This is a genomic window from Streptomyces sp. NPDC001532, from assembly GCF_040298625.1.
Taxonomy (GTDB): Bacteria; Actinomycetota; Actinomycetes; order Streptomycetales; family Streptomycetaceae; genus Streptomyces.
The window spans coordinates 13,822-36,353 of record NZ_JBEPAL010000008.1 but is presented as its reverse complement, the minus strand read 5'-3'; the positions used below and the strand labels follow the sequence as shown (position 1 = coordinate 36,353).

Here is a 22,532-nt window from a genome sequence, read left to right as displayed (position 1 = left end):
CCCCTATGAACTGGGTGCGTGACGCGCGATGAACGACGCGCATAAAGAGCGAGTAAGACCCACGTAAGTTATCGGCCCCCACTGACACCGCCGTACTCGGGAGGGAGTCTGTGTCATTGATGTGACACTCGGCGGAGCTCAAAGCGGGCCATAGCAACCGCAACCGCCGCGTAGATGAAGGCGACGACGACCACCAGCGCTGCCGACCGTCCGTCAGGCGGCAGCATCAGCGCGGCCACTCCGGCGGCGCCGACGAAGGCGACATTGAACAGGACGTCGTAGACGGAGAAGGTCCGGCCGCGGAAACCGTCCTCGACGGATGACTGCACGATGGTGTCCGTGGCGATCTTCGCCCCTTGAGTGGTCAGCCCCAGCACGAAGGCCGCCGCGAGCAGCGGGCCGGTGGCGAAGAGCAGCCCCAGGGCCGGCACCAGGACGGCGGCCACCGCGGCGCACATGACGATCCAGCGGCCGGGTCCGAGCCGGCCCGCCGCCCAGGGCGTCAGCACGGCCGCCGCGAAGAAGCCGGCGCCGGACACCCCCAACGCCAGCCCGAGGAGGGCCAGTCCGTCGTCCGGGTCCGAGGTGAGCTCGTACCGGCAGAGCATCAGCAGCATGACGGTCAGGGCGCCGTAGCAGAAGCGCAGCAGCGTCATCGAGGCCAGCGCCCAGGCGGTCTCCCGGCGTGCCGGTGTGGTGAGGTGACGTACTCCGGCCGCCAGATCGCTGACGGTGCCGGAGAGCGCCGCTCCCAGACGGGGGCGCACCAGTTCGGGATCGGGGCCGAGGAGTTCTCGGGACATCCGCAGTGAGGCCGCGGCCCCGCACAGGTAGAGCGCGGCACCCAGCAGGACCACCGCGGCGTCGGAGTCGGACACCAGCAGCCGTACGACGAAGGCGAGGCCGCCGCCCGCGGTCGCGGCGAGGGTTCCCGCGGTCGGGGAGAGGGAGTTGGCGACCACCAGGCGCTCGGTGTCGACCACGCGTGGCAGCGCGGCGGACAGGCCGGAGAGCACGAAGCGGTTGACGGCGGTGACGCAGAGGGCGGAGACGTAGAAGAGCCAGTCCGGGACGTGACTGATCATCAACAGCGCCGTGACCGTGGCGAGCAGGGCGCGCAGCACATTGCCGTAGAGGAAGACCTGGCGGCGGCGCCAGCGGTCGAGCAGGGCGCCCGCGAAGGGGCCGACCAGGGAGTACGGCAGCAGCAGTACCGCCATGGCGGAGGCGATCGCGGTGGGCGACGTCTGCTTCTCCGGTGAGAAGACGACGTAGGTGGCGAGGCCGACCTGGTAGACGCCGTCGGCGCCCTGGGACAGCAGCCGTACGGCGAGCAGGCGCCGGAAGTTCCGGAAGCGGAGCAGGACGCGCAGATCACGTACGACGGCCATGGGCCCAGCCTCACATATGGCGAGGGCCCCCGGGCGCAATGCCTCGGGGGCCCTCGGAGCCCATGGGGGAGCGAGCTTTAGCGCTCGACCTCGCCCGCGATGAACTTCTCGACGTTGGTGCGGGCCTCGTCGTCGAAGTACTGGACCGGCGGGGACTTCATGAAGTACGACGACGCCGACAGGATCGGGCCGCCGATGCCGCGGTCCTTGGCGATCTTCGCGGCGCGCAGGGCGTCGATGATGACACCGGCGGAGTTCGGGGAGTCCCAGACCTCGAGCTTGTACTCCAGGTTCAGCGGGACGTCACCGAAGGCGCGGCCCTCGAGGCGGACGTAGGCCCACTTGCGGTCGTCGAGCCACGCGACGTAGTCGGACGGACCGATGTGGACGTTCTTCTCGCCCAGGTCGCGGTCGGGGATCTGCGAGGTGACGGCCTGCGTCTTCGAGATCTTCTTGGACTCCAGGCGCTCGCGCTCGAGCATGTTCTTGAAGTCCATGTTGCCGCCGACGTTCAGCTGCATGGTGCGGTCCAGGATGACACCGCGGTCCTCGAACAGCTTCGCCATGACGCGGTGCGTGATGGTGGCGCCGACCTGCGACTTGATGTCGTCACCGACGATCGGCACGCCCGCCTCGGTGAACTTGTCCGCCCACTCCTTGGTGCCGGCGATGAAGACCGGGAGGGCGTTGACGAAGGCGACCTTGGCGTCGATGGCGCACTGGGCGTAGTACTTCGCCGCGTCCTCGGAGCCGACGGGCAGGTAGCAGACGAGGACGTCGACCTGCTTGTCCTTGAGGACCTGGACGATGTCGACCGGCTCCTCGGCGGACTCCTCGATGGTCTCGCGGTAGTACTTACCGAGGCCGTCGAGGGTGTGGCCGCGCTGGACCGTCACGCCCGTGGAGGGCACGTCGCAGATCTTGATGGTGTTGTTCTCGGAGGCGCCGATGGCGTCCGCGAGGTCGAGACCGACCTTCTTCGCGTCGACATCGAACGCGGCGACGAACTCCACGTCACGGACGTGGTACTCGCCGAACTGGACGTGCATCAGGCCCGGGACCTTGGACGCCGGGTCGGCGTCCTTGTAGTACTCGACGCCCTGCACCAGCGACGCGGCGCAGTTGCCCACGCCGACGATGGCTACGCGAACCGAACCCATTCCGGTTGCTCCCTGTGTGTACTCGGTGAGGCCCTGACGGGGGTCTCACGTGGCGGTGTCGTCGGGCGTATCCGGCCGGGTGTCGTCCCCGGTCCGGGGCAGGCCGCCCGGCGCTCCAGATGTGGTGTCCTGCTGAGCGGGCTCCCCGGAGGCCGGACCACGAAGGTCCCGCCCGGCCCGCTCGCTCTCGATGAGCTCGTTCAGCCAGCGCACTTCGCGCTCCACGGACTCCATTCCGTGGCGCTGGAGCTCGAGGGTGTAGTCGTCGAGGCGCTCTCGGGTGCGCGCCAGGGAGGCGCGCATCTTCTCCAGGCGCTCCTCCAGCCGGCTGCGGCGGCCCTCCAGCACGCGCATGCGTACGTCACGCGAGGTCTGCCCGAAGAAGGCGAACCGCGCGGCGAAGGTCTCGTCCTCGTACGCGTCGGGGCCGGTCTGGGAGAGCAGCTGTTCGAAGTGCTCCTTACCGTCCGCCGTCAACCGGTAGACGATCTTCGCTCGACGGCCGGTCAGCGAGGCGGTCAGCGCGTCCTCGGGGGTATGCCCCGGCTCTTCGATCAACCAGCCGTTGGCGACCAGCGTCTTGAGGCAGGGGTAGAGCGTCCCGTAGCTGAACGCGCGGAACACACCCAGCGACGTATTGAGCCGTTTACGCAGCTCATAGCCGTGCATAGGAGATTCACGGAGCAGACCGAGTACGGCGAACTCAAGGATCCCGGAACGCCGGCTCATGATCGCCTCCTCCCCTCCGCGGTCGTGCCCGTCACGGTCTTTATGTCGTGCTGATGTATCGACTCGATACATCACGACGATAGAACGACCCCTCTCGTGCGACAAGAGGGGGGTGGGTGAGCGGCGTCACATCACCGATTCGTAGGAAGCGAAGTGCCTGTTTTGGGGTGAACTTCGGAGCTAGGCGGGTTTTGCCGCTGCGTAGTCTGTGCGGCATGCACACCACCGGGAACCGAGTTGCGTCTGGGGGCGTCCTTGTCCCCGGTGCAGTACGGGTGAATGCGGGACCGACCGCGTCCGTACTTCGGGGGGACCGGAAACCAGCCGCCGTTTCCAGGCGCGCAAAGGTGCGCCTGCCCTAGGAGTAATCGTTCGATGAGCGAGCACCGTCGCAAACCGCCGCAGCCGCAGGGAGGCGGACGTGCCGCGGCCCGACGCGGCCAGTCCGGCTCGTCCTCCGGCCGCCGAGCGGCACCGCGAGGCGCCACCGGGTCTCCCTCCGACGCGTACGGGTCGGGATCTCACGCACCGGGAGGCGAGCAGCCGCAGTACGGCAGCCGCGCCGAGGCCCGACGTGCTGCCCAGAGGAGCAGTGGCGGACGCCGCAAGGCGCCCGAGAACGGCCGGCGCGGTCCCGGCGGTCCGGCAGGCCCCGGGCGCGGGCGCGCCGCCGCCTCCGACCGGAAGCGGTTCATCGACTACCCGCGCGCCAGCAAGTACGGCTGGCAGCGCTGGATGCCTTCCTGGAAGCTGGTCTCCGGCCTCTGCCTGGCCTTCTTCGGCAGCCTCGTCGCCATCGCGGGCATCGGCTACGCCATGGTGGGCGTCCCCAGCGACGAGAACGCCGCCGCACTGTCGCAGAACAACGTCTACTACTGGGCGGACGGCAGCCAGATGGTGGCGACGGGCGCCGGTGAGAACCGGCAGAACGTCACCATCGAGCAGATCCCCAAGGACATGCGGTGGGCGGTGATCTCGGCCGAGAACAAGTCCTTCTACGAGGACTCCGGCGTCGACCCCATGGGCATCGTCCGTGCCCTGGGCAACATGGCGACGGGTGGTGACACCCAGGGTGGTTCGACGATCACCCAGCAGTTCGTCAAGAACACCTACCTCACCCAGGAGCAGACCGTCTCCCGGAAGTTCAAGGAGATGTTCATCTCGATCAAGGTGGGCAACGAGCTCACCAAGGACGAGATCCTCCAGGGCTACCTGAACACCTCGTACTACGGCCGGGGCGCCTACGGCATCCAGGCCGCCGCCCAGACCTACTACGGCAAGGACGCCAAGAACCTCAGCGCGAGCGAGTGCGCCTTCCTCGCGGCCCTGCTGAAGGGCCCGACGTACTACGACCCGGCGGGTAACGAGAGCATCGACGCCTCGGCGACCGCCGACGCCAACCGCGAGCGTTCCGAGAAGCGGTGGCGCTGGATCCTCGGCGAGATGAACAAGGACGGCCATCTCTCGGACGCCAAGTACCAGGAGGCCGTCCAGAAGTATCCCGAGCCGCAGGGCCGCAAGGCGATCAAGGGTATGACCGGCCAGACCAGCTACCTGGTCGACACCGCCAAGAGGTACGTGCTGGCCCACTCCGACATCTCGGAGGCCAAGTTCGACCAGGGTGGCTACCAGATCTACACGACCTTCGAGAAGAGCAAGGTCGACGCCCTGGCCAAGGCCGTGAAGAAGATCGAGAAGGAGCGCATCGACCCGAAGCGGAAGCTGGACCAGCACGTCCAGTTCGGCGCCGCGTCGGTGCGGCCGAACGACGGTGCCATCGTCGCGATCTACGGCGGCGCGGGCTACGAGAACGGTCACTTCACCAACAACGCCGACACCTCCGGTGTCCCGGTCGGCTCGACCTGGAAGCCGTTCGTCCTCGCCGCCGCCATGCAGTACGGCACCTACAAGAGCGACGGCGTCGGCCTCTCGCCGATGAGCAAGTACAACGGCAACGACCACCTCAAGGTGCAGAAGCCGGACGGCAGCTACTACCTCAAGAAGGACAACTCGCTCTTCTACCAGGAGAACGAGAGCGATCATCCCTGGGGCTACATCACCCTGCACAAGGCGATGGAGCAGTCCGTGAACACGCCGTTCGTGCAGCTCGGTGTCGATGTCGGCATGGACAACGTGGCGAAGGTCGCCGAGAGCACCGGCATCCTCAAGCAGAGCTTCTCCGACATCAACCCGTCGTTCGCGCTCGGTACCTCGACCCCCAGCGCGATCCGCATGGCCGACTCGTACGCGACCTTCGCGGCGTCCGGCAAGCAGGCCGACCCGTACTCGGTCAAGGAGGTCAAGGAGGGCGGTCAGCCGCTCCCAGGCTTCGAGAAGCCCAAGGTCGCCCAGGCGATGCCCGAGAACGTGGCCAACAACGTCACCAAGGTCCTCGAGAACGTCATCGAGAACGGCACGGGTCAGAACGCCAAGGCCCTGGGGCGCACGGCGGCCGGCAAGACCGGTACCACCGACGAGAACAAGTCGGCCTGGTTCGTCGGCTACACCCAGCAGCTGTCGACCGCGGTCGCGATGTTCCGTGAGAACCCCAAGAACCACGCGCTGCTCTCCATGAACGGCACAGCCGGTGTGGACTCGATCCACGGTGGTGACATCCCCACCTCGGTGTGGACCGAGTACATGAAGGTGGCGCTGAAGGGCAAGTCCGACCCCGGCTTCCCGGCGGCCGGCGAGATCGGTGAGGTCCTCGACCAGGTGGGTGCCCCGTCGCCCACGCCGAGTGTCACGGCCACGCCCACCGAGACGGAGACGGAGGAGCCCAGCCCGACGCCGAGCACATCGGAGCCCGAGCCCACTCCCAGCCCGTCTGCGAGCGAGACCTGCACCTTCGGCTGGTGTGGCGAGAACGGTGGAGCGGACACGGGCGGTGGTGGCACCGACGGCGGGGTGACCTCCTCACCCACAGCCACGGAGACCACCGGAAGCAGCAACGGCGGAGGAAACGGGAACGGCAGCGGAGGATTCTTCGGAGGAACCGACTCCGAGTAGCGGAGACCGCCGCCCGCCCGTAGTGCCCCTGTTTCACGTGAAACCCTTCGTTTCACGTGAAACAGGGGCACTTTGCTCTTCGGCCACGACGCCCCGTCCGCCATGGACGGAGGTCACCGTGGACTCTCAGCCTGGTACGGCAGGATGGCCCCATGCCCAGTGCAGAAACGACGCAGACGAGCGCGCACGAGCCGGATCCGGTGCGGCCGACGAAGGCCGACGAGGTCTCCGCGGCCGGCAGCGAGCTGATCGGCGGACCCATCGGGCGGCGCGCCCTGCTCGGGACGTCCTGGTGGACTCCCGTGCGGGTGATCGCGCTGGTGGCGATCGGCGTGTTCGCCCTCGGACTGGTCCAGAAGGCCCCCTGCTACAACGGAGCCTGGTTCTTCGGGGCCAGCTCGCAGTACACGCACGCGTGCTACTCGGACATCCCGCACCTCTACCAGGGGCGCGGTTTCGCCGACGGACTCGTGCCGTACTTCGACCGGCTCTCCGGTGACATGGAGTACCTGGAGTATCCGGTGCTGACCGGTGTCTTCATGGAGGTCGCCGCCTGGCTCACCCCGGGCAGCGGCAGCATCCAGCACCAGGAGCAGTGGTACTGGATGGTCAACGCCGGGATGCTGATGGTCTGTGCGGCCGTCATCGCCGTCTGCGTGTCCCGGACGCACGCCCGGCGCCCGTGGGACGGCCTGCTGGTCGCTCTCGCTCCCGCGTTCGCGCTGACCGCCACCATCAACTGGGATCTGCTGGCCGTCGCTCTGACGGCCGCCGCGATGCTGATGTGGGCCCGGGGGCGCTCGCTCGCCTTCGGCGTCCTCCTGGGGCTCGCCACGGCCGCCAAGCTCTATCCCGTCTTCCTGCTCGGCCCTCTGTTCGTGCTGTGCTGGCGGGCGGGCAAGTGGCGGGACTTCGGCAAAGCCCTGGGAGGCGCGGCCTTCGCCTGGGTGGTGGTGAACGGGCCGGTGATGCTCTTCGCCTTCGAGGGCTGGTCGAAGTTCTACCGGTTCAGTCAGGAACGCGGCGTCGACTTCGGCTCCTTCTGGCTGATCCTGGCCCAGAACTCCAGCGACCCGCTCAGCACCGAGACCGTCAACACCCTGGCCACGCTGCTGATGCTGCTGTGCTGCGCGGGCATCGCGGCGCTCACCCTCACCGCCCCGCGCCGGCCGCGCTTCGCCCAGCTGGCGTTCTTGATCGTCGCGGCGTTCATCATCACCAACAAGGTCTACTCACCGCAGTACGTGCTGTGGCTGGTGCCGCTGGCCGCGCTGGCCCGGCCCAGGTGGCGGGACTTCCTCATCTGGCAGGCGTGCGAGGTCATGTACTTCCTGGGCATCTGGATGTACCTCGCCTACACGACCAGCGGTGACGCCCACAAGGGACTGCCGACCGACGGCTACCACTGGGCCATCGGCGTGCATCTGCTGGGGACGCTGTACCTGTGCGCCGTCGTCGTGCGCGACATCTTCATGCCGGAACGGGACGTGGTGCGCCGGGACGGCGACGACGACCCCTCGGGCGGGGTGCTCGACAAGGCGGAGGACGTCTTCGTCTTCGGGCCTGCGGCACATCCGGGGCGCCATGCGGCCCACTTCGACGGACCGCAGGTCGACTGGGGCGTCGGCGCCGCCAAGACCTCGGAGAGTTCGCCCTGAGCGAACACCGTGCCAGGGCTCCACGAGAAAGGCCGTACGCGGGACTCCGCGTACGGCCTTCTGCGTGTACGGCCTTGTGTGTCCCTGAAGGGCTCAGCGGTCCACGAGGCGGTCGAACTGGGTGGTGGTGTGCCGCAGATGGGCCACCAGCTCGTCGCCGACCTTCGGCTCCGGGGCGTCGGAGGGCACGAACAGGATGGACACCTGCATGTGCGGAGGCTCGGCGAACCAGCGCTGCTTGCCGCCCCAGACGAACGGAGAAAGGTTCCGGTTGACCGTGGCGAGGCCGGCCCGGGCGACGCCCTTGGCGCGCGGCATGACGCCGTGCAGCGCCTTCGGGGCCTCCAGGCCCACCCCGTGCGACGTACCGCCCGCCACGACCACCAGGAAGCCGTCGGAGGCCGCCTTCTGCTGCCGGTAGCCGAAGCGGTCGCCCTTGGTGACCCGGGTGACGTCCAGGACCGCGCCGCGGTACTCGGTGGCCTCGTGGTCGCCCAGCCACAGCCGCGTGCCGATCCGCGCGCGGAACCGGGTCTGCGGGAACTGCTGCTGGAGCCGGGCCAGTTCCTCGGCCTTGAGGTGGCTGACGAACATCGTGTGCAGCGGCAGCCGGGCCGCGCGCAGCCGGTCCATCCAGCCGATGACCTCCTCGACGGCGTCCGAGCCGTCGGTGCGGTCCAGCGGCAGATGGATCGCGAAGCCCTCCAGACGCACGTTCTCGATGGCGGAGTGCAGCTGCGGCAGGTCCTGCTCGCTGATGCCGTGCCGTTTCATCGAGGACATCACCTCGATGACCACCCGGGCACCCACCAGGCCGTACACACCGTCGATCGACGACACCGAACGCACCACCCGGTCGGGCAGCGGCACGGGCTCCTCGCCGCGCCGGTACGGCGTCAGCACGAGCAGGTCACCGCCGAACCAGTCCTTGATGCGCGCGGCCTCGTACGTGGTGCCGACGGCGAGCATGTCGGAGCCCAGCCGGGTGGCCTCCTCCGCCAGCCGCTCGTGTCCGAAGCCGTAGCCGTTGCCCTTGCAGACCGGGACCAGGCCCGGGAACTGCTCCTGCACGTGCTTGTGGTGCGCCCGCCAGCGCGCGGTGTCGACGTAGAGCGTGAGCGCCATGGCCGGACCTGGAACCTTTCTCGTGGCTGCGGTGTATCAGAGGTATGGAAGCTGTCGGAGCTGTCGAAGCCGTTGTGGCTATCGAAGCAAATGCCCGGGTCTCAGCGACGCGACATGTAGATGTCGAGCGCCTTGTGGAGCAGCTTGTTCAGCGGGAAGTCCCACTCGCCGAGGTACTCGGCCGCCTGGCCGCCCGTGCCCACCTTGAACTGGATCAGGCCGAAGAGGTGGTCGGACTCGTCCAGCGAGTCGGAGATGCCGCGCAGGTCGTAGACGGTGGCGCCGAGCGCGTAGGCGTCGCGCAGCATCCGCCACTGCATCGCGTTCGAGGGCCGGACCTCACGGCCGATGTTGTCGGAGGCGCCGTAGGAGTACCAGACGTGCCCGCCGACGATCAGCATCGTCGCCGCGGAGAGGTTCACACCGTTGTGCCGGGCGAAGTACAGCCGCATGCGGTTGGGGTCCTCGGTGTTGAGGGCCGTCCACATGCGCTGGAAGTACGACAGCGGGCGGGGCCGGAAGTGATCGCGCACCGCGGTGATCTCGTACAGCCGCTGCCACTCCTCCAGGTCGTGGTAGCCACCCTGGACGACCTCGACGCCAGCCTTCTCGGCCTTCTTGATGTTCCGGCGCCACAGCTGGTTGAAGTTCTTGTGCACCTCTTCCAGGGACCGGTTCGCCAGCGGCACCTGGTAGACGTAGCGGGGCTGCACATCGCCGAAGCCGGCACCGCCGTCCTCGCCCTGCTGCCAGCCCATACGGCGGAGCTTGTCGGCCACCTCGAAGGCGCGGGGCTCGATGAAGTCGGCCTCGATGTCGCGCAGCCGCTTCACATCAGGGTTCTGGATGCCCTGCTTGATGGAGGAGGCCTCCCAGCGCCGGATGATCACCGGCGGGCCCATCTTCACGGAGAACGCGCCCTGCTGCTTGAGGTGGGCCAGCATCGGCTGGATCCAGTCATCGAGATTGGGCGCGAACCAGTTGATGACCGGGCCCTCGGGCAGATAGGCGAGGTAGCGCTTGATCTTCGGCAGCTGGCGGTAGAGGACGAGGCCCACACCGACCAGTTCACCGGTGCGCTCGTCGAACCAGCCGAGGTTCTCGGAGCGCCACTCCGCCTTCACGTCTGCCCATGCCGGGACCTGCATGTGACTCGCCGACGGCAGGCTCTGGATGTATGCCAGATGCTGCTCGCGACTGATGGTCCTCAGGGTCAGGCTCATTCGGGGCGCTCCTCGGGCTGGTGTGTCCCCATGGGTTCAGGGGCTCCGGCTCTAGCGCCGAAGCCTACTGCGCCCGGGGAGCGCCCTCACTGGGCGCAGGGCACCTTCGCCCCGGCCTGTGGGCCGCCGGGGCGGAAGGCGTTGTCGGCAGGGCGGTGCGGTGTCAGCCGAAGAGACCGCCGTGGGCCATGCCGAGGAAGAAACCGACTCCGGAGGCACCGAGGCCCAGGATCAGTCCGAAGCGTTCGCGGGTCGTCTCCGAGATCCACTGGCCGTAGGCGCCGGTGCCGATCCCCACCAGGCCGGTCCACGAGCTCAGCAGATGCAGGCTGTGGAACTGCGCGGTGATGAAGGAGACCACACCCAGGAGCAGGGTCACCGCCATCAGGGCGTCCTGGACGGGATGGGCCCGGCCGTCGGTGGCGAAGAGGGAACCGGCGGTGTTCGGTCGCAATGCCTGTGCCATGAGGCACCTCCTTGCGGAAGGCGGCGCACTGTAGCGCCATACACACCCGATGTGTCCAGATTGACGGTCTACCCGGCCGGATTTCAACCGGAAGCTCGTGTGCGGGTACTCTGTACCGTCTGCACCGGTGTCTGCCCAGGCACGCCCGGATCCCGTCCGGCCGACCTGGGGACCACCGCTCACCGACCCTCGATTGTCAGTGGCGGCCGATACCGTTGCGTACGCATCACGACCCTCCTGCCACGGAACGACCGTGGCCGCTGAGTCCAAAGGAGGTGGGTTCCACATGCGTCACTACGAGGTGATGGTCATCCTCGACCCCGATCTGGAGGAGCGCGCTGTCTCCCCCCTGATCGAGAACTTCCTCTCTGTCGTCCGTGACGGCGGCGGAAAGGTCGAGAAGGTCGACACCTGGGGCCGTCGTCGTCTCTCGTACGAGATCAAGAAGAAGCCTGAGGGCATCTACTCGGTCATCGACCTGCAGGCCGAGCCTGCGGTCGTCAAGGAGCTCGACCGCCAGATGAACCTGAACGAGTCGGTCCTCCGGACCAAGGTCCTCCGTCCCGAGACCCACTGAGCTCCTCCGCTCAGCTGATCTCGGGTACCGAGTAGCAACACCAGCAGCCAGCAGCAAACCCGCCGAGAGGTTCACCCATGGCAGGCGAGACCGTCATCACGGTCATCGGCAATCTTGTCGACGACCCCGAGCTGCGCTTCACCCCCTCCGGTGCGGCGGTCGCGAAGTTCCGTGTCGCGTCCACCCCCCGCACCTTCGACCGTCAGACCAACGAGTGGAAGGACGGCGAGAGCCTGTTCCTGACCTGCTCGGTCTGGCGTCAGGCGGCGGAGAACGTCGCGGAGTCCCTTCAGCGAGGCATGCGCGTCATCGTGCAGGGCCGGCTGAAGCAGCGGTCCTACGAGGACCGTGAGGGTGTCAAGCGCACGGTCTTCGAGCTGGACGTCGAGGAAGTCGGCCCCAGCCTGCGCAACGCCACGGCCAAGGTCACCAAGACCACCGGCCGCGGTGGCCAGGGCGGTTACGGCGGCGGCGGTGGCGGCGGCCAGCAGGGCGGCGGCTGGGGCGGTGGCCCCGGCGGCGGTCAGCAGGGTGGCGGCGCTCCCGCCGACGACCCGTGGGCGACCGGCGCTCCCGCCGGTGGCAACCAGGGTGGTGGCGGCGGCTGGGGCGGCGGCTCCAGCAGCGGTGGCGGCTACTCGGACGAGCCTCCCTTCTAAGGGCCGGCTCGCATCCCAACTTCTTGATCACACAGGAGAATCACCATGGCGAAGCCGCCTGTGCGCAAGCCGAAGAAGAAGGTCTGCGCTTTCTGCAAGGACAAGGTCACGTACGTGGACTACAAGGACACGAACATGCTGCGGAAGTTCATTTCCGACCGCGGCAAGATCCGTGCCCGCCGCGTGACCGGCAACTGCACGCAGCACCAGCGTGACGTCGCCACGGCCGTCAAGAACAGCCGTGAGATGGCGCTGCTGCCCTACACGTCCACCGCGCGCTAAGGGAGGGTGACCGAAACATGAAGATCATCCTCACTCACGAGGTCTCCGGCCTCGGTGCCGCCGGCGAGGTCGTCGACGTCAAGGACGGCTACGCTCGCAACTACCTGATCCCGCGGAAGTTCGCTATCCGCTGGACCAAGGGTGGCGAGAAGGACGTCGAGCAGATCCGTCGTGCTCGCAAGATCCACGAGATCCAGACCATCGAGCAGGCCAACGCTGTGAAGGCCCAGCTCGAGGGTGTCAAGGTCCGCCTGGCCGTTCGCTCCGGCGACGCCGGCCGTCTCTTCGGTTCCGTCACCCCGGCCGACATCGCCTCGGCGATCAAGGCTGCCGGTGGCCCCGAGGTCGACAAGCGCCGCATCGAGCTCGGCACGCCGATCAAGACCCTGGGCGCCTACGAGACGTCCGTGCGTCTGCACCCCGAGGTTGCCGCCAAGGTCAACGTCGAGGTCATCGCGGCCTGATCACCGCGTTCGGCTTGAACAGCTGAGAGAGGGGCCGTACCCGTCAGGGTGCGGCCCCTCTCTGTTCTCTCTGTTCTCTCTGTTCTCTCTGTTCTCTCTGTTCTCTCTGTTCTCTGGATGAGCGGAAGGTCTGGGTCGAGTCGGCCTGAGGCTGTTTCACGTGAAACGACGGTTTCACGTGAAACGTTCAGCGCCGACGGTCGCTCAGCGGGTCGCGCCGGTCACGATCCAGCGGCCGGAGCGGGTGCGTATCCACAAGGTGGCCATCCGTACGGTCATCATCAGCGTCATCGCTGTCCACAGGGCGGTGAGCCCACCGCCGAGTGCGGGGACGAGCAGGGCCACTGGAGTGAAGACGGCCAGTGTGAGCACCATCGCCCAGGCGAGATACGGGCCGTCGCCGGCCCCCATCAGGACACCGTCCAGGACGAAGACCACTCCACTGATCGGCTGGGACAGCGCCACGACGAGCAATGCGGACAGGGCGGCGTCCGTGACGGCCGAGTCGCTGGTGAACAGCGGCAGGAAGAGCGGGCGGGAGATGATCACCAGCAGGCCGAGCAGGACACCGACCGCGACACCCCACTGCACCATGCGGCGGCAGACATCTCGGGCGCCCTGGGCATCACCGGCGCCGAGGTAGCGGCCGATGATGGCCTGCCCCGCGATGGCGATGGCGTCGAGTGCGAAGGCGAGCAGGCTCCAGAGCGACAGGATGATCTGGTGAGCGGCGATATCGGCATCACCGAGCCGTGCCGCGACGGCGGTGGCGATCATCAGGATGGCCCGCAGCGAGAGGGTGCGGACCAGCAGGGGGACGCCCGCCTGGGCGGAGGCCTTGATGCCGGCGGCGTCGGGCCGCAGCGAGGCTCCATGACGACGGGCACCCCGCACGACGACGACCAGGTAGGCGGCGGCCATACCGCACTGAGCGATCACCGTGCCCCAGGCGGAGCCCGCGATGCCGAGGTCGGCGCCGTAGACGAGGCCCGCGTTGAGGGCGCCGTTGGCGACGAAGCCCGCGATGGCGACGTACAAGGGTGTCTTCGTGTCCTGAAGTCCGCGGAGCACGCCCGTCGCGGCGAGGACGACGAGCATGGCGGGGATGCCGAGCGCGGAGATGCGCAGATAGGTGGTGGCGTAGGGGGCCGCGGTGTCGGAGGCGCCGAACAGCTCCACGAGGGCCGGTGCCGTGGGAAGGAAGACGGCGATGACGCCGGCGCCCAGCAGCAGCGCCAGCCAGATGCCGTCCATGCCCTGCCGGATGGCGGCTTTGAGTTCACCGGCGCCCACCCGGCGGGCCACGGCGGCGGTGGTGGCGTAGGCGAGGAAGACGAAGACGCTCACCGCTGTCATGAGGAGCGCGGAGGCGACGCCGAGGCCGGCGAGCTGTGCGGTCCCGAGGTGGCCCACGATGGCGCTGTCGGCCAGGACGAACAAGGGCTCGGCGACCAGTGCGCCGAAGGCCGGAACGGCGAGCGAGACGATCTCTCGATCGTGCCGTCGCTTGGTGGTTCCGGGGGTCGCGGGAGCCTGTGTCATGAGCACCAATCTAATCGTCCACAGGTAAGAGATGCAAAGGGTTCAAGACCCTTACTTGACGTCTTGTCCTGTGCGCTCTTGTGCACGGTTCGCAGTGATCTTGATCCGACTGGGGAAGTTTTTCTTCTGCACAGCCGGTGGACGGCAAAGGTGCAGCTCAGAGCCGTTTCTCACAGCGGCGGGAGTTCTTGTTCACAGGGCTGTCCACCGTGTCGTGCACAGGTTTCGGGCAGTTCTCCACAGCATCGCGCCCGTCGTCCACATGGCCTGTGGATAACCAGATTGGCTGACGGTGCCCGGGGGCCTACCGTGGTCCGGCGCCCGCTCCGTTCGCCGTCCGGGAAACCGTCATAAAACCGGCGCGGCAGAACCGGAGTTGGGCTTCTCGTTTTGTCAGTGCCGTGCCGTAGAAAAGACAGGCGCGGCGAGGTCCGCTCCGCGGACGGGAGGAGGTGGCTCGGTGAGCATTTCCGAGCCCTTGGACGATCCGTGGGCCGACAGCGGTCCCAGTGATCGCCTGCCCTCCCGTCGCCGTGCCGACGGGGGCCGGGGCCGGGACGAGCAGCACGACCGCGGCAGTGAGAACGGCGCTTGGGAGGGCGGCGGCTCGGCCTTCGAGCGGGTGCCGCCCCAGGACCTCAACGCCGAGCAGTCCGTCCTCGGCGGCATGCTGCTCTCCAAGGACGCCATCGCCGACGTCGTGGAGATCCTCAAGGGCCATGACTTCTACAAGCCGGCCCACGAGACGATCTACCAGGCGATCCTGGACATCTACGCCAAGGGTGAGCCGGCCGACCCCATCACCATCGCCGCCGAGCTGACCAAACGCGGTGAGATCAACAAGGTCGGCGGCGCCTCGTATCTGCACACCCTGGTGCAGACGGTGCCCACGGCGGCGAACGCCGAGTACTACGCGGAGATCGTCCACGAGCGCGCCGTCCTGCGCCGCCTGGTCGAGGCCGGCACGCGTATCACCCAGATGGGATACGCGGCCGACGACGACGTCGACGAGATCGTCAACCGCGCCCAGGCCGAGATCTACGCGGTCACCGAGCAGCGCACCAGCGAGGACTACCTGCCGCTGGGCGACATCATGGAAGGCGCCCTCGACGAGATCGAGGCCATCGGCTCGCGCAGCGGCGAGATGACCGGTGTGCCCACGGGCTTCACCGACTTCGACTCGCTGACCAACGGTCTGCACCCCGGCCAGATGATCGTCATCGCGGCCCGTCCCGCCATGGGTAAGTCGACGCTCGCGCTGGACTTCGCCCGTGCCGCGTCGATCAAGAACAACCTGCCGAGCGTCATCTTCTCCCTGGAAATGGGCCGCAACGAGATCGCGATGCGTCTGCTGTCCGCCGAGGCCCGGGTCGCCCTGCACCACATGCGCTCCGGCACGATGACGGACGAGGACTGGACCCGGCTGGCCCGCCGGATGCCCGATGTCTCCGCCGCCCCGCTCTACATCGACGACTCCCCGAACCTGTCTATGATGGAGATCCGCGCCAAGTGCCGCCGCCTCAAGCAGCGCAACGACCTCCGTCTCGTCGTCATCGACTACCTCCAGCTGATGCAGTCCGGTGGCTCCAAGCGGGCCGAGAGCCGGCAGCAGGAGGTCTCCGACATGTCCCGTAACCTCAAGCTGCTGGCCAAGGAACTGGAGATCCCGGTCATCGCGCTCTCCCAGCTGAACCGTGGTCCCGAGCAGCGCACCGACAAGAAGCCGATGGTCTCCGACCTGCGAGAGTCCGGCTCCATCGAGCAGGACGCCGACATGGTCATCCTGCTCCACCGCGAGGACGCCTACGAGAAGGAGTCTCCGCGCGCGGGTGAGGCCGACCTGATCGTGGCCAAGCACCGTAACGGCCCGACCGCAACGATCACCGTCGCCTTCCAGGGCCACTACTCCCGGTTCGTGGACATGGCGCAGACCTGATCCGCGGGGAGTCGTCCGGCGGTCGCCACACGGTCCGGCGGGCCCGGCGCGAATGGATTCGACTCCTCGCACCCGGCCGGGATGGACTGGGGGCATGACGACATCTCAGGAAGAGCTGCTCCCCGGCACCCGGCGGGCCCTGCTGCACCGGATCGCCGTGGCGCAGGCCGAGGGCCGGACACCGTCGCTGGTGGCGACGGTGGTGCGGGGCGGGCGTGCGGTGTGGCACGGGGCGCGGACCTCGGTGGAGGGGCACGCGCCGGACGAGAACGTGCAGTACCGGATCGGCTCTATCACCAAGACCTTCACCGCGGTTCTCGTCCTCAGGCTGCGAGACGAGGGAGTCCTCGACCTAGGGGACCGGCTGGAGCAGCATCTGCCCGGCACCGGCGCGGGGGAGGCGACCATCGCCGAGCTGCTGGCGCACACCAGCGGCCTGGCCGCCGAGACCCCCGCGCCGTGGTGGGAACGCACCCCGGGAACCCTGAGGCCGGAGCTCGCGGACGTACTCGGCGAGCAGCCCTTCCTGCATCCGGCGGGCCGCCGTCACCACTACTCGAACACCGGCTACACCCTGCTCGGTGCGCTCGTCGAGAAGCTGCGCGGCGCCCCCTGGGAGGACGTGCTGCGCCGCGAGGTACTGGAACCACTGGGCCTTCGCCGGACGAGCGGGCAGCCGTCGGCGCCGCACGCCGGCGGCTGGGCGGTGCATCCGTGGGCCGACGCCATGCTGCCGGAACCGTTGGAGGACCTGGGGCGGATGGCGCCTGCGGGACAACTCTGGTCCACCTCGGCGGACTTGGCCAGGTTCGCCGTGTTCCTGGCGCGCGGCGACGAGCGAGTGCTCAGCGCGGAGAGCGTACGGGAGATGCGGACGCCCGCCGCACCGGCGGAGGCCACCGATGTGACCGACGGCGCCACCTACGGGCTCGGCCTGCAGATCCAGCACCGGAACGGCCGGTTGCTGGTCGGTCACTCGGGCTCGCTGCCGGGCTTTCTGGCGAACCTCACCCTCAGCGTGGACGACGACCTGGCGGCGGTCGTGCTGACGAACTGCACCTCCGGACCACTGCCGGCGACGCTGGGCGCGGACCTCGTCCGTATCGTCGCCGAGGCGGAGCCCCGGATCCCCGAGCCCTGGCGTCCCCTGCCGGAAGTCGATCCGAAGGAGCTGGAGTTGACCGGGCACTGGTACTGGGGGACGCAGGTGTTCACCCTGCGGCTCACGGCCGACGGCGGCGTCTCGCTCGGTCCTCAGGCCACCGGCGGTCGTCGTTCGCGGTTCCGGGCGAACGGTGACGGGACCTGGACCGGGCTGGAGGGCTACTACGCCGGAGAGCTGCTGCGCCCGGTCCGGCGCCCGGACGGGTCCGTGAGCCATCTGGACCTCGCCTCGTTCGTCTTCACACGGCGGCCGTACGACGAGACAGCGGATGTGCCGGGCGGTGTGGATCCCGAGGGCTGGCGCGGACTCAAGTAACCCCAGGGGACTCCTTGGTGTCGCCCCGCTCCCCCAAGGGGCTCTGTTTCACGTGAAACAGAGCCCCATCGGCGTTCTGGAGCGCCGCAGAGATCAGAGCTGAAGCTTGAAGCCCACATGGGACGCCGTGAAGCCCAGCCGTTCGTAGAAGCGGTGAGCATCGACGCGGGAGCTGTCGGACGTCAGCTGGACCAGCTGGCAGCCCTCCTTCCGGGAGGTCTCGACCGCCCACTGGATGAGCTCGGTGCCAAGCCCGCCGCCGCGCTCCTCGGCGTGGATGCGTACGCCCTCGATGATCGAACGGGTGGCGCCGCGCCGGGAGAGGCCGGGGATGATCGAGAGCTGAAGCGTGCCCACCACACGGCCCTCGCGGATCGCCACGACCAGATGCTGGTTCGGATCGGCGGCGAGCCGCTGCCAGGCGGTCAGGTACGGGGTCAGGTCGTCCGGTGACTCGCGCTGGACGCCCAGGGGGTCGTCGGCCAGCATGGCGACGATCGCCGGGATGTCCTCGGCGACCGCGGCACGTATGTCAAGATCTCCCATGCCCGCAGCCTATGCGGGCACCTTGCCCGACTCCACGACCCGCACCAGGGGCGCCAGTTCGGGCGTCTTGGCCGCCTCGTCCAGCGCCTCGCGCAGCGCGGCGTCATTGGTCGGCCGCGCCTCCTCCAGCAGCTTCAGGCCCGTCTCGGTGACGTTGGTGTAGATGCCGCGGCGGTCGGTGGGGCACAGGTAGCGCTCCAGGAGTCCGCGGTCCTCCAGCCGGGTCACCAGACGTGTCGTGGCGCTCTGGCTGAGGACGACCGCGTCGGCGACCTGCTTCATCTGGAGGTGTCCGCCCTCCCCGTCGTGCTGCCGGCTGAGCACGTCGAGCAGCGAGTACTCGCGCACGCTCAGGCCGTGCCCGGACTGCAGGGCGCGCTCGATGTGCGCCTCGATCCGGCCGTGAAGCAGGGAGAGGGCGCACCAGCCCTGGGCGAGGGCGGTGAGCGCGGGGTCCGTCGCTGTCATTGGCTTTCCTCCGTCCCGGAGCGGCTGCATCCAGGATAGAGCAGCCCCGAAATAGCCCGCGATTGCATTTAGCCCGCGCCTGCAACTATTGTGAACGCACGCAAAGCGCTCCTGCAATCTTCTGGAAAGGTGTACCACCCCATGCCTCTCGCGCTTCTGGCCCTCGCGATCGGGGCCTTCGGGATCGGAACGACCGAGTTCGTGATCATGGGCCTGCTGCCCGAGGTCGCGGGCGACTACGGGGTGTCCATCCCCACCGCCGGTTACCTGGTGACCGGCTACGCCCTCGGCGTGATGTTCGGCGCCCCGCTGATGACGGTCCTCGGCACCAAGATCTCCCGCAAGCGGATGCTGATGCTGCTGATGGGCCTGTTCATCATCGGCAACCTGGTCTCCGCCGTCGCCCCTGTCTTCGCCGTCATGCTCATCGGCCGGGTGATCGCCTCACTCGCCCACGGTGCCTTCTTCGGCATCGGCTCGGTCGTCGCGGCCGACCTCGTCGCCCCGGACAAGAAGGCCGGAGCCATCGCGATGATGTTCACAGGACTCACCGTCGCCAACGTCGTCGGCGTTCCGCTGGGCACCCTGGTCGGCCAGTCCATCGGCTGGCGGGTCACCTTCGCCGTCGTCGCCGCGCTCGGCGTGATCGGCCTCGTCGGTATCGCCCGGCTCGTCCCCGACATGCCCAAGGCGGAGGGCGTGCGCCTGCGTCACGAACTGGCCGCCTTCAAGAACGTCCAGGTCCTGCTGGCCATGGCGATGACCGTCCTCGGCTTCGGCGGCGTCTTCGCGGCCATCACCTACATCGCGCCGATGATGACCCACGTCGCCGGCTTCGCGGACGGCTCTGTCACCTGGCTGCTGGTCCTCTTCGGGCTCGGCATGGTCGGCGGCAACCTGGTCGGCGGCAAGTTCGCGGACCGTGCCCTGATGCCGATGCTCTACGTCTCCCTGGGCGCCCTCGCCGTCGTGCTCGCGCTCTTCACGCTCACCGCACACGACAAGATCCTCGCGGCCGTCACGATCACGCTGATCGGTGCCCTGGGCTTCGCCACCGTCCCGCCGTTGCAGAAGCGGGTGCTCGACCAGGCGCACGGCGCCCCGACCCTGGCCTCCGCCGTGAACATCGGCGCCTTCAACCTGGGCAACGCGCTCTCCGCCTGGCTCGGCGGCCTCGTCATCACGGCCGGATTCGGCTACACCGCCCCCAACTGGGTGGGTGCCGCGCTGGCCGGGGGCGCCCTGCTCCTCGCCTTCGTCTCAGCGGCCCTGGAACGCCGCGACAACGCTTCCGACGCCGTGCGGGTGCCCGACACCCTCACCCAGCAGCCGGCCGCCGTCCACCACTGACCCGATCCGGCGGTCCCCGCGAGACCAGGGCCGTTCTCGCGAAGCCGGCCGGACCACCGTTCCCCCCACGGACACGGGCCGCACCGCAGGGGCCGTCCCCGCGGCCGGCGGCCCACAGCACCACTCGTAAGGAGAACCCCTGATGAGCACGACCACCGCTGTCGCCCCCCTGACCACCCAGGAAGCCGAGACCCTGGTCGCGACGGCCTACCGAGCCGCCGAAGCCGCCGGTGTCACGGTCAGCGTCACCGTGCTGGACGCGGGCGGCCACCTCCTGGCCTTCCGGCGGGACGACCGGGCCGTGCTGATCTCCGGGGAGACCAGCACCCGCAAGGCGTACACCGCCCTGCAGCTCGACGCCCCCACCGCCGACCTCGTCGACGCGGTCAAGCCCGACGGGCCCTTCCACAGCCTCCCGACCGCCCTCGACAAGCCGCTGCTGTTCATCGCGGGCGGTGTACCGGTGCGGCGGGACGGCCGGCTGATCGGTGCGATCGGTGTCGGCGGCGGTGCCCCGGAGCAGGACCACGGCTTCGCCACCGCCGCCGTGGAAGCCCTCGCCTGACAGCGGCTTTCCAACAGCCGGCGAAGGGTTCGGAAGAGCGCAGAGAGAAGACGGCAGACGCCGGTCCCCGACGGGGGCCGGCGTCCTGTGTGCCCGGGCGTGGTTCAGCCCGCGGCCACCGTCACGGGTGCGAAGCGCCGGCTCCAGTCACCGGGCAGCTCGCCGATGCCGTACGTCATGACCGCGTTGAACGCGACAGACACCAGCCCTCGCGCCTTCGCCCACGCCAGCAGCTCCTCATGGCGTACGTCGATGTCGGTGCGCAGCGGGCGGTCGGTGTGGGCGGCTAGGGAGGCGATCAGCGCCTTGGCGGTCTCGGTGTCCCGGGCGATCAGCGGACCGACCACATGTGTCTCCATGTTGGGCCAGGCGGCCGTGTAGCCGATGATCCGGCCGTTCTCCTCGGCGACGCGCAGCTGGTCGGCGAAGGCGGGCAGCCGGGTGACGATGTGCGTGCGGTCCGCGCCGAACACCTCTTCGTCAAGCCTCAGGATCGCCTGCAGATCCTCCGCCGTGGCCGACCGCGTGGAGATCTTCGGCTCCGATCCACCCGCGGTGAAGTGCCCCCTGAGCATCTCGGCCCGGCCGGTGACCTTGAAGCCCAGTTCCTCGTAGAGCGGGCGTCCGTACGGCGTCGCGTGCAGGGTCAGCGGGGTCGGGCCCATCGCGGTGACGATGTGACGCATCAACCGGCGTCCGATGCCCTTGCGGGCGTGCCGATCGGCGACCAGCACCATGCCGACGGCCGCCAGGTCGGGACGGTCGTAGGGGCCGTACTCGGTGACGACGCAGGCGCTGACGAGCCCGCCGTCAGGGTCGTCGATGCCGTACCCCTTGCCTGCGGTGAGGAGGAAGCCCCACTTGTGCTCCTCGCGTGGCCACCCCCGGTTCTCGGACAGGTCGGCGCAGGCGGTGAGATCGCGAAGCGTCAGACGGCGGATGGGCAGAGCGGCGAGGGAAGGAGTGGGCACGCAGGTCAGGCTGTCCGACGGGCCCCCTCGGCGTCCACCTGTTTCGGGTGAGACGTACGTCCTTTTGGCCATGCTGTTGCCCTGTGCCGGGTGCGAGGACACGGAGGCGGACGACGGCGAGGTGTTTCACGTGAAACATCGGAGAACGAACGGGCATCAGCCGTGAAATAGGCGGTCCGCGGACCGGTGGCCCGGCATGGTGCCCCGGTAGCCTCGAGCGCCATGGCGAGACTTCATCTCTTCGATCTCGACGGCACCTTGCTGCGCGGAACATCCGCACCGGTGGAGATCTCCCGACAACTCGGCCTGGAAAGGGAGACCCTGGCACTCGACCGGGCGGTGTCGACCGGAGAGATAGGCCCGCCGGAGTATGCGAAGCGCGTGCACCGACTCTGGGCGGAGCTGACCGAGGCACATGTGGCGGCTGCCTTCACCGGGGCGCCGTGGCTGGCCCGCATCCGCGATGTCTGGGCGGAGATCAGGGAGCGGGGAGATTACTGCGCCGTCGTCTCGTTGTCCCCCTCGTTCTTCGTGGAGCGGCTCACCGGCTGGGGCGCCCATGCGGCCCATGGGTCCCGCTTCCCCGCCGTGCCGTTCACCGAGCCCGTTGACCCGACGGGGGTGCTCAGTGCGGCGGCCAAGGTGCTGATCGCTGAGCGGCTGTGCGAGCAGTTCGGGGTGACGCGGGCCGACTGTGTGGCGTACGGCGATTCGGCCTCGGACAAGGACCTCTTCGCTGTCGTACCTGTTTCCGTCGCGGTCAATGCGGACCGGCACCTGACCGGTCTCGCGACCCATGTCTATGAGGGGGAGGATCTGTGGGATGCCTATGAATTGGTCCGCCGCGCCCGGTAATTGGAAGAATTCATGGTTCGCCCCATGGTCGGATTCGTGAGGGGCCGAGGGGGGACTTGTGTGCGGGGCGGTGGCC

General features: G+C 68.5%; 21 protein-coding genes. 11 read left to right on the top strand and 10 right to left on the bottom strand.

The window, feature by feature from the left end:
* Positions 1 to 113: 113 nt before the first annotated feature.
* The 3 genes from ABT232_RS10155 to ABT232_RS10145 all read right to left on the bottom strand — a co-directional run bounded on the left by ABT232_RS10155 (position 114) and on the right by ABT232_RS10145 (position 3,280).
* Entirely contained in the window at positions 114 to 1,391 is a 1,278-nt protein-coding gene (locus tag ABT232_RS10155; protein ID WP_351838527.1) for an MFS transporter, read from the bottom strand.
* A gap of 77 nt (positions 1,392 to 1,468) precedes the next feature.
* Positions 1,469 to 2,551 (bottom strand): inositol-3-phosphate synthase, encoded by a 1,083-nt coding sequence (locus ABT232_RS10150; RefSeq protein ID WP_351838525.1) that lies wholly within the window; start codon positions 2,549 to 2,551, stop codon positions 1,469 to 1,471.
* 45 nt (positions 2,552 to 2,596) lie between these two features.
* Positions 2,597 to 3,280, bottom strand: coding sequence for a PadR family transcriptional regulator (locus tag ABT232_RS10145; protein ID WP_351838523.1), 684 nt, complete (start codon positions 3,278 to 3,280; stop codon positions 2,597 to 2,599).
* Between the two features lie 735 nt (positions 3,281 to 4,015).
* Here ABT232_RS10145 and ABT232_RS10140 point away from each other — a divergent pair.
* Positions 4,016 to 6,289 carry a transglycosylase domain-containing protein gene (locus tag ABT232_RS10140; protein ID WP_351838520.1) on the top strand — a complete coding sequence of 758 codons (2,274 nt, stop codon included), beginning with the start codon at positions 4,016 to 4,018 and terminating at the stop codon, positions 6,287 to 6,289.
* A 152-nt stretch (positions 6,290 to 6,441) separates the two neighbouring features.
* The gene (locus tag ABT232_RS10135; protein WP_351838517.1) at positions 6,442 to 7,947 is read left to right on the top strand and encodes a glycosyltransferase family 87 protein; all 1,506 of its coding nucleotides are present in this window, start codon (positions 6,442 to 6,444) and stop codon (positions 7,945 to 7,947) included.
* Between the two features lie 93 nt (positions 7,948 to 8,040).
* On the opposite strand, the gene ABT232_RS10130 is transcribed toward ABT232_RS10135, so the two are convergent.
* The 3 genes from ABT232_RS10130 to ABT232_RS10120 form a co-directional block, all read right to left on the bottom strand.
* Positions 8,041 to 9,072: an alanine racemase gene (locus tag ABT232_RS10130; RefSeq protein ID WP_351838514.1), complete on the bottom strand. Its 1,032-nt coding sequence runs from the start codon at positions 9,070 to 9,072 to the stop codon at positions 8,041 to 8,043.
* A gap of 101 nt (positions 9,073 to 9,173) precedes the next feature.
* On the bottom strand, positions 9,174 to 10,295 hold the full coding sequence (gene femX / locus ABT232_RS10125; RefSeq protein WP_351838511.1) for a peptidoglycan bridge formation glycyltransferase FemX: 1,122 nt from the start codon (positions 10,293 to 10,295) through the stop codon (positions 9,174 to 9,176).
* Between the two features lie 163 nt (positions 10,296 to 10,458).
* Positions 10,459 to 10,761, bottom strand: coding sequence for a hypothetical protein (locus ABT232_RS10120; RefSeq protein ID WP_351838509.1), 303 nt, complete (start codon positions 10,759 to 10,761; stop codon positions 10,459 to 10,461).
* A 286-nt stretch (positions 10,762 to 11,047) separates the two neighbouring features.
* Between ABT232_RS10120 and rpsF the strand changes: the two genes are divergently transcribed.
* The 4 genes from rpsF to rplI all read left to right on the top strand — a co-directional run bounded on the left by rpsF (position 11,048) and on the right by rplI (position 12,743).
* The gene (gene rpsF / locus ABT232_RS10115; RefSeq protein ID WP_004985983.1) at positions 11,048 to 11,338 is read left to right on the top strand and encodes a 30S ribosomal protein S6; all 291 of its coding nucleotides are present in this window, start codon (positions 11,048 to 11,050) and stop codon (positions 11,336 to 11,338) included.
* A 77-nt stretch (positions 11,339 to 11,415) separates the two neighbouring features.
* Positions 11,416 to 11,997, top strand: coding sequence for a single-stranded DNA-binding protein (locus tag ABT232_RS10110; RefSeq protein ID WP_351838506.1), 582 nt, complete (start codon positions 11,416 to 11,418; stop codon positions 11,995 to 11,997).
* Positions 11,998 to 12,042: 45 nt separating this feature from the next.
* Positions 12,043 to 12,279 carry a 30S ribosomal protein S18 gene (gene rpsR, locus ABT232_RS10105; protein ID WP_003949403.1) on the top strand — a complete coding sequence of 79 codons (237 nt, stop codon included), beginning with the start codon at positions 12,043 to 12,045 and terminating at the stop codon, positions 12,277 to 12,279.
* Between the two features lie 17 nt (positions 12,280 to 12,296).
* A complete protein-coding gene (gene rplI / locus ABT232_RS10100) occupies positions 12,297 to 12,743 on the top strand; it encodes a 50S ribosomal protein L9 (RefSeq protein ID WP_351838503.1) in 447 nt (148 codons plus the stop codon).
* Positions 12,744 to 12,947: 204 nt separating this feature from the next.
* Here rplI and ABT232_RS10095 read toward each other — a convergent pair whose 3' ends face one another.
* Positions 12,948 to 14,285 carry an MATE family efflux transporter gene (locus tag ABT232_RS10095; RefSeq protein WP_351838500.1) on the bottom strand — a complete coding sequence of 446 codons (1,338 nt, stop codon included), beginning with the start codon at positions 14,283 to 14,285 and terminating at the stop codon, positions 12,948 to 12,950.
* A 460-nt stretch (positions 14,286 to 14,745) separates the two neighbouring features.
* On the opposite strand from ABT232_RS10095, the gene dnaB reads away from it, so the two are divergent.
* Together dnaB and ABT232_RS10085 are read left to right on the top strand one after the other, a co-directional pair.
* The gene (dnaB, locus tag ABT232_RS10090) at positions 14,746 to 16,221 is read left to right on the top strand and encodes a replicative DNA helicase (protein ID WP_351838497.1); all 1,476 of its coding nucleotides are present in this window, start codon (positions 14,746 to 14,748) and stop codon (positions 16,219 to 16,221) included.
* A gap of 94 nt (positions 16,222 to 16,315) precedes the next feature.
* Positions 16,316 to 17,701, top strand: coding sequence for a serine hydrolase domain-containing protein (locus ABT232_RS10085; protein WP_351838493.1), 1,386 nt, complete (start codon positions 16,316 to 16,318; stop codon positions 17,699 to 17,701).
* 93 nt (positions 17,702 to 17,794) lie between these two features.
* On the opposite strand, the gene ABT232_RS10080 is transcribed toward ABT232_RS10085, so the two are convergent.
* Both ABT232_RS10080 and ABT232_RS10075 read right to left on the bottom strand, forming a co-directional pair.
* The gene (locus ABT232_RS10080; RefSeq protein ID WP_351838490.1) at positions 17,795 to 18,247 is read right to left on the bottom strand and encodes a GNAT family N-acetyltransferase; all 453 of its coding nucleotides are present in this window, start codon (positions 18,245 to 18,247) and stop codon (positions 17,795 to 17,797) included.
* 9 nt (positions 18,248 to 18,256) lie between these two features.
* Positions 18,257 to 18,715: a MarR family winged helix-turn-helix transcriptional regulator gene (locus ABT232_RS10075; RefSeq protein WP_351838487.1), complete on the bottom strand. Its 459-nt coding sequence runs from the start codon at positions 18,713 to 18,715 to the stop codon at positions 18,257 to 18,259.
* 141 nt (positions 18,716 to 18,856) lie between these two features.
* Between ABT232_RS10075 and ABT232_RS10070 the strand changes: the two genes are divergently transcribed.
* Positions 18,857 to 20,065, top strand: coding sequence for an MFS transporter (locus tag ABT232_RS10070; RefSeq protein WP_351838484.1), 1,209 nt, complete (start codon positions 18,857 to 18,859; stop codon positions 20,063 to 20,065).
* A gap of 142 nt (positions 20,066 to 20,207) precedes the next feature.
* Positions 20,208 to 20,630: a GlcG/HbpS family heme-binding protein gene (locus tag ABT232_RS10065; protein WP_351838481.1), complete on the top strand. Its 423-nt coding sequence runs from the start codon at positions 20,208 to 20,210 to the stop codon at positions 20,628 to 20,630.
* 104 nt (positions 20,631 to 20,734) lie between these two features.
* On the opposite strand, the gene ABT232_RS10060 is transcribed toward ABT232_RS10065, so the two are convergent.
* Positions 20,735 to 21,601 carry a GNAT family N-acetyltransferase gene (locus tag ABT232_RS10060; protein ID WP_351838478.1) on the bottom strand — a complete coding sequence of 289 codons (867 nt, stop codon included), beginning with the start codon at positions 21,599 to 21,601 and terminating at the stop codon, positions 20,735 to 20,737.
* Between the two features lie 222 nt (positions 21,602 to 21,823).
* Between ABT232_RS10060 and ABT232_RS10055 the strand changes: the two genes are divergently transcribed.
* Positions 21,824 to 22,456, top strand: coding sequence for an HAD family hydrolase (locus tag ABT232_RS10055; RefSeq protein ID WP_351838475.1), 633 nt, complete (start codon positions 21,824 to 21,826; stop codon positions 22,454 to 22,456).
* Positions 22,457 to 22,532: the final 76 nt, after the last annotated feature.